The sequence below is a fragment of the Candidatus Endomicrobiellum pyrsonymphae genome, assembly GCF_020328025.1.
Lineage (GTDB): Bacteria > Elusimicrobiota > Endomicrobiia > Endomicrobiales > Endomicrobiaceae > Endomicrobiellum > Endomicrobiellum pyrsonymphae.
In genome coordinates this window covers 1-6,203 of record NZ_JAIXMZ010000067.1, presented here as the reverse complement: position 1 = coordinate 6,203, position 6,203 = coordinate 1, and the positions used below count along the sequence as shown (strand labels likewise).

The following is a 6,203-nucleotide window of genomic DNA, read 5'->3' as shown; positions in this document are numbered from 1 at the left end:
ATATTCTTGAAATTAATCACTCTAATACCTCTTTCGTTCTTGTAGTCTAGACTCTTTAAATCCTTCTTACTTTTCTTACTTTGTACTTCAGAATCTAAACTCTATTTTCGTACTCTTCTAAATAATCAATTATAACTATTGTCATTATACAAATTTAATCACTTACTTTTAACATTTCAATCTTAAAGATTATACAATTAAATAAAATCAAAATTCAATCAAAGATCTTTGTCTTCTTTCTACCCTTAAATCTTCCTGCCTCAAACCTTCCTGCCAGCAAATGTAACCGCCACTATTATATCAATCCGATTATATCAATTTAAATCTTCTAAGAGTTTAATAGACCCTGAATATGGTTGCCCATATTCGTATTACATCAAACCTTCTAATTTACAAGAAAATATGAAAACTTCAGGCGCGTTTAGGTGCTGGACTAATTGCCATTGAGTTTTTGTAAGAAAACTTCTACAATGTTAGTCTGGTTCCTGTTGCCACTACTGTCGCATTAGCAACTTGAACTTGTGAATACTCTACACACAGTTGAACCTAAGGTGTAAAATAATGTACAATCTCTGAGTATCAGGGTTTATCGGAGGTGTGTAAAAAATGTCTTACAAATGCGTAATTTGCGGTAAGGGTTCAACATCAGGAAATACAATCAGTCATTCAAATAAAGCTTCAAAGAGACTTTTTAGACCTAATCTTCAGAGCTTAAACATTATTCTAGCTGGCAAAAAAACTCACAGGTATGTTTGTACTTCTTGTGTTAAATCAAATAAAGTAAAAAAAGCAATATAACACAAAAAGGCGGAGAATGAGATACTGTTCTTTTTGTTCTCATTGTTGACTTCAATAGTATCGCTCATAGTGGCACAGGTTCCTGCGGAACCTGATGTAATTGTGCCAAAAACATAGTTTTTATCTATGTGTGTGCACCACTATCCTTGTTACCTCCACATGAACACAATAACAAACCAAATACTACAACAACGCTTACGACTCTTTTGAAATTAATCACCCTAATACCCTCTCGTTTTTATAGCGCAGACTCTTTAAACCCTTTTATTTGTAGTCCAGACTCTAGACTCTCTTTTGTCTTCTTTCTATCGTTAAATCTTTCTGCCTCAGTTATAGCAATTTAATTATATCAATTTAAATCTTAGGGTTTTCACTTGCAACATTTGTTGGACTTAATTTTATACAGCTTTTTACAATTTTACGCGACTATCTTCACAAAGATTATGTTTTAATGTACGGTTATATTCCTACTCTTTTCCTTTGATAGATGTTCCTAAACGGGTTGCTCAAGAAATTCCATTAAAAAAAAGATGATATTGTTGTTGTTTTAAATGATAATCTAAAGAAATTGACTGTCTTTGAAGATATTTTTGAAAAATATTCTAAAAACACAGCGTTACACTTGTTTAGTACAGACAGATGTTTAGTACAGACAGATTTTATATGATACGCCGGTTAAAATCGTTGACTAATTGATTGACATATCAGTCAAAAAATAAATATAATACATGGACTGAATATAATTCTTCGGGGAAGGTGAAGGGAACGTGTTTCCTCATTCCTTACCGGCAGTGATAAAGAGTGAAATCTTTTAAGTCTGCGACTCCGCAAAATAAAAATGTGGACTGAATCTGTGTAAATCGGATGCCGACGGTGATAGCGTACTAGCGCTCAAGTCCGGATGTGAGAAGATACAATAGATTTTTATTGGAAGCCCCGAAAATATTTTCGTTTTAGGGGTTTTCTTTTTTATGAATACTAAATATATGCAGATTGCAATAGAACTTGCTAAAAAAGGTGAAGGAAAAGTTTATCCTAATCCCTTAGTAGGGTGTGTAGTTGTAAAAGAAGATAAAATTATAGGTAAAGGTTGGCATCAATGTTTTGGTGGCAAACATGCGGAGATAAATACGCTTATAGATGCCGGGAAAGATGCAAAAAATGCAGATTTATATGTTACGCTTGAACCGTGTAATAGTTATGGCAAAAAGCCTCCTTGCACAATTTCAATTATTAGAGCAGGTATTAAAAGAGTTTTCTACGCGGTTAAAGATGAGAATGTTTCAGGAAGCAAAAAAATATTAGAGGAAAATGGTGTTGAAGTATATGGCGGATTGTTAAAGAAAAAGGCGAAGGTCTTGATTAAAGATTATTTGAGACATTTGAAAAATAAAACTAGAGTTTCAATAAAAGCGGCAATGTCATTAGATGGTAAAATTGCGACTTGCGAGTACGATTCAAAATGGATAACATCAGAAAAATCTAGAAAATTAGTGCATAAAATGAGATCTCAATACGACGCGATTCTTGTTGGCGCAAATACAGCTCTTAGAGATAATCCATTTCTTACAACGCATTCAAAAAATCTAAAAAATCCTGTAAGAGTTGTTATAGATTCGCAATTAAAATTGCCAGGGTCGCATCATTTATTTGATTTAAGCGCTCCCACAATTATCATTTATGATGAAAAAAATACGAAAGTATCAAAACATTTAAATCGAGACGGTATAATCTTAGCCCCTGTTGACATGATGGCTGCGAAGAAAGATTTTAATGTGATAGTAAAAAAATTAAATTCTTTTTCAATAAAAAGAATTTTAATAGAGGGTGGAAGTGAAATAATTGCATCAGCTTTGTTTTCAAAGGCTGTAGATGATATATTTTTTTTTACTGCGCCAAAAATAATAGGCGGCAAAAATGCAATTTCTGTAGTTGGTGGTCCAGGCGTTAAAAAAATTTCAGAATCATTGCGTGTAAAGAATGTACAATTCAAAAGAATTGGTCATGATTTTATTATAACAGGACAAATTAACAAAACTGCTTTGTAGCGAAATATATGTATTATCGCTGTTTTGATTGTTCCCTCATCCTTGCCGTCATACTGAGCGTAGCCTTCGAATGTCTTAATCTTGGGGCTTTCAGACAACGATATATGTCTTTGTCTTTATACTTGAGCGTAGCAAAGTATCTAGTCGTTGCCTTTTTATCAAGGAGATAGTAAAAATGTTTACAGGGTTAATTGAGGACATAGGCATAGTTAAAAAAATATCGTCTTCAAGAATTGAAGTTGAAACAAAGCTTGAAGGTATTTCAAAAGGCGATAGTATTTCTGTCAACGGTGTGTGTTTAACTGCTGTTGTTGTAAATAAGAATAGTTTTATTGCCGATTATAGTCCAAATACCGATAAAATTACAACGCTTTCAAAATTAAAGCAAAATTCAAATGTTAATTTAGAACGTGCATTAACCCTGTCTTCTCGTCTTGGAGGGCATATAGTAAGCGGACATATTGATGGTACTGCGAAAATAGAAACAATAGAAAGTCTTAAAAATTTTTACAGAATTATTTTTTCTTGTAAATACAACATAATGTCTTATTGTGTTGAAAAAGGCTCTGTGGCAATTGATGGAATAAGTTTAACAATTTCGTCTTTATTAAGCTCAGGTTTTGAAGTTTTTGTTATACCTAAAACTTTTAATAATACAATTGTGCAATTTAAAAAAATTGGCGATGAAGTAAACATTGAAACAGATATTCTTGCTAAATATATAGAGAAAATTGCAGATAAAAAAACTAACGGTATTTCGCTTGAAATGTTGAAAGGAAATGGTTTTATTTAAGATGAGAAATACACGCAAACAAAACAAAGATTTTGCATCAGTAGAAAAAGCGATTAAAGATATTAAATCTGGAAAGATGGTGGTTGTTGTTGATGATCCTGGCAGAGAAAACGAGGGTGATTTAGTTTGCGCCGCGGAAAAGACTTCTCCCGAAATTATAAACTTTATGACAAAATATGCAAGAGGCTTGATTTGTGTGCCGATGAGACACAAAAGACTTGAAGAGCTTAAAATAGAAAATATGGTAGAGAAACCTACAGAAAAAAAAGGTTGCTCTTTTACTGTGTCCGTGGATTATAAAATCGGCACTACGACCGGCGTGTCAGCTTACGACAGGGCTATGACTGTTAAAAAACTTGTTGATAAAACTGCAAGCGCTCAGGATTTTACAAGACCGGGTCACATATTTCCGCTTCGCTCTAATGACGGGGGCGTTTTGGTTAGAACAGGACACACAGAAGCTGCAGTAGATTTGGCAGAAATGGCAAAGCTTTATCCTGCCGCTGTTATATGTGAAATAATGAACGATGACGGCACAATGTCAAGAACTCCTGATCTAATAAAGTTTGCAAAAAGACATAAATTACAAATAATAACAATGGAAGCGCTTGTCAATTATAGACGCCATACTGAGAATTTTGTTAAAGAAGTTATAAGCGTCGCTTTTCCAACAAAATTTGGAGAATTTAAGCTTGTGTTGTTTGAGGATATTGTAGCAAAAGATTCTCATCTTGCGATTGTAAAAGGTGATGTAAAAGATAAAAAAGATGTTTTAGTTAGAGTTCATTCTTCGTGCGAAACCGGAGACATTTTTCACTCGTTAAGATGCGATTGCGGCGATCAGCTTGAAACTGCTTTAAAGGCTATAGAAAAAGCAGGACAAGGCGTAGTTTTGTATATGCATCAAGAAGGCAGAGGAATTGGTCTTGTAAATAAATTGAAGGCTTATCATTTGCAGGAACAAGGCATGGATACAGTTGAGGCTAATATGGCATTAGGCTTCTCTCCTGACTTAAGAGATTATGGAATAGGCGCGCAAATACTGTTAGAATTGGGTATAAAAAGTATCAACCTTATGACTAATAATCCCAAAAAAATAGTAGGACTTGAAGGTTATGGCTTAAAAATTTCGAAAAGAGTTCCAGTTGAGATTAATCCTACGAAGTCCAATAAAAAATATTTAAAAACCAAAAAAGATAAAATGGGACATTTTTTAAAAACAGTTTGAATATTATAGTCGACTATATGAGGAGGGGAAATGAAAGTTATTGGCGGACAGTTAAATGCAGAGGGAAAAAAATTTGCAGTAGTAGCGTCAAGATTTAATGAGTTTATAACAAGTAAAATGATTGGTGGCGCAGAAGATATGCTTAAAAGGCATGGAGTTGCTGACGACGATATTTCAGTTTATTGGGTACCTGGGGCTTTTGAAATTCCTGTAGTTGCAAAAAAAATCGTTGAAAACGGGAAAGTTGATGGAGTAATTTGTTTAGGTTGTGTTATAAGAGGAGCTACACCTCATTTCGATTATGTTTCCGCAGAAGTTTCGAAAGGCATCGCTTCTGTTGGGTTGCAGGGTTCAATTCCTGTAATATTTGGCGTATTGACTACAGATTCTATAGAGCAGGCTATCGAGCGAGCTGGTACTAAAGTGGGCAATAAAGGGGCTGATGCGGCAATGAGCGCAATAGAAATGATTAATCTTTATTCGGTAATTTAAGGTAGTTGCAGGTTTGTTGTAAGAATCCTGTCAAATCGTTAAAAAAGGCATCGAAAATTAAACAGGCTTTAAGAGGCTGAGGTTAGATTTAACCTTAGTAGCCAAAGAAATGATTTTATGAACCTGAGAATAAAATTGGTAAATCCAGAACCGTTATCAGAGTTTAAAGAAGAGATGTAAAAAGGAATAGAAGGGATAATGTTGTTTGAAGGTATTTTGTTGAGATTTACCGATGAAAACAAAGGAAGAAGTCCAGTTAGAGAAACAATCAGCGAAGTTAAGAGAATAGCCACAATCATCGTAGTCGTTATCATCACAGTGGACAACAATATCAATAGAACAAGAGTCTTGTTGTTTAGGATAGGAATGGAGTGATCAGAAATAATGGGTATAGAATTTTTAAGATAACGACCTGAGCGAGTAGAATGAGTCGAGTAGAATGAGTGAACTTTCTTTTGTTAGTTCTAGTTAAGGCTATTAGCGTTCTGTCCAAAGTAGCAGGAGGAGTATAGGAATCAGATTTCATTCTAATCCTCTGTGTGATTAGAATGGTATATTTTGCTCTGTTTCGATGTTATTCTACATGATATGATGCGTGGTATTGACAAAAAGCAATTTATTTTTTATAATAAGCAGTCGTTAGATGTGAGTGCTAAAATAAGCAGTAAGAATCATAAAAGGACAGGGGGGAAGTTAAATTATCAGACCATTAGAAGCTGATAATTATGAAAACACATCTATGGGCAATGTTAATGTGCCTGAATACAGTTCGGTAGAGCAAACCGAGTTTATAAATAGCCAAGCAACGATATATGCGGAACTTGTAAAAGATATGTCGCCTGAA

Annotated in this window: 6 protein-coding genes; all 6 read left to right on the top strand. The window is 34.2% G+C overall.

The window, feature by feature from the left end; genetic code table 11:
- Nucleotides 1-606: 606 nt before the first annotated feature.
- On the top strand, nucleotides 607-798 hold the full coding sequence (gene rpmB / locus LE180_RS05705; RefSeq protein WP_374133825.1) for a 50S ribosomal protein L28: 192 nt from the start codon (nucleotides 607-609) through the stop codon (nucleotides 796-798).
- A 971-nt stretch (nucleotides 799-1,769) separates the two neighbouring features.
- Nucleotides 1,770-2,846 (top strand): bifunctional diaminohydroxyphosphoribosylaminopyrimidine deaminase/5-amino-6-(5-phosphoribosylamino)uracil reductase RibD, encoded by a 1,077-nt coding sequence (ribD, locus tag LE180_RS05700; RefSeq protein ID WP_374134494.1) that lies wholly within the window; start codon nucleotides 1,770-1,772, stop codon nucleotides 2,844-2,846.
- A gap of 175 nt (nucleotides 2,847-3,021) precedes the next feature.
- Nucleotides 3,022-3,639, top strand: a complete 618-nt coding sequence (locus LE180_RS05695; RefSeq protein WP_374134493.1) for a riboflavin synthase — start codon at nucleotides 3,022-3,024, stop codon at nucleotides 3,637-3,639.
- Nucleotides 3,626-4,867 (top strand): bifunctional 3,4-dihydroxy-2-butanone-4-phosphate synthase/GTP cyclohydrolase II, encoded by a 1,242-nt coding sequence (locus LE180_RS05690; protein ID WP_374134492.1) that lies wholly within the window; start codon nucleotides 3,626-3,628, stop codon nucleotides 4,865-4,867. The genes LE180_RS05695 and LE180_RS05690 overlap by 14 nt, the downstream gene beginning before the upstream one ends.
- A gap of 30 nt (nucleotides 4,868-4,897) precedes the next feature.
- Nucleotides 4,898-5,359, top strand: coding sequence for a 6,7-dimethyl-8-ribityllumazine synthase (gene ribE, locus LE180_RS05685; protein ID WP_374134491.1), 462 nt, complete (start codon nucleotides 4,898-4,900; stop codon nucleotides 5,357-5,359).
- A 198-nt stretch (nucleotides 5,360-5,557) separates the two neighbouring features.
- Nucleotides 5,558-5,734, top strand: coding sequence for a hypothetical protein (locus LE180_RS05680; RefSeq protein WP_374134490.1), 177 nt, complete (start codon nucleotides 5,558-5,560; stop codon nucleotides 5,732-5,734).
- The last annotated feature ends 469 nt before the right edge of the window (nucleotides 5,735-6,203 follow it).

What these genes read in the sequence shown, in the direction of transcription:
- LE180_RS05695 (WP_374134493.1), top strand. Translation starts at nt 3,022, where the DNA reads ATGTTTACAGGGTTAATTGAGGACATAGGCATAGTTAAAAAAATATCG.
- LE180_RS05690 (WP_374134492.1), top strand. Translation starts at nt 3,626, where the DNA reads ATGGTTTTATTTAAGATGAGAAATACACGCAAACAAAACAAAGATTTT.
- ribE (WP_374134491.1), top strand. Translation starts at nt 4,898, where the DNA reads ATGAAAGTTATTGGCGGACAGTTAAATGCAGAGGGAAAAAAATTTGCA.
- LE180_RS05680 (WP_374134490.1), top strand. Translation starts at nt 5,558, where the DNA reads ATGTTGTTTGAAGGTATTTTGTTGAGATTTACCGATGAAAACAAAGGA.
- rpmB (WP_374133825.1), top strand. Translation starts at nt 607, where the DNA reads ATGTCTTACAAATGCGTAATTTGCGGTAAGGGTTCAACATCAGGAAAT.
- ribD (WP_374134494.1), top strand. Translation starts at nt 1,770, where the DNA reads ATGAATACTAAATATATGCAGATTGCAATAGAACTTGCTAAAAAAGGT.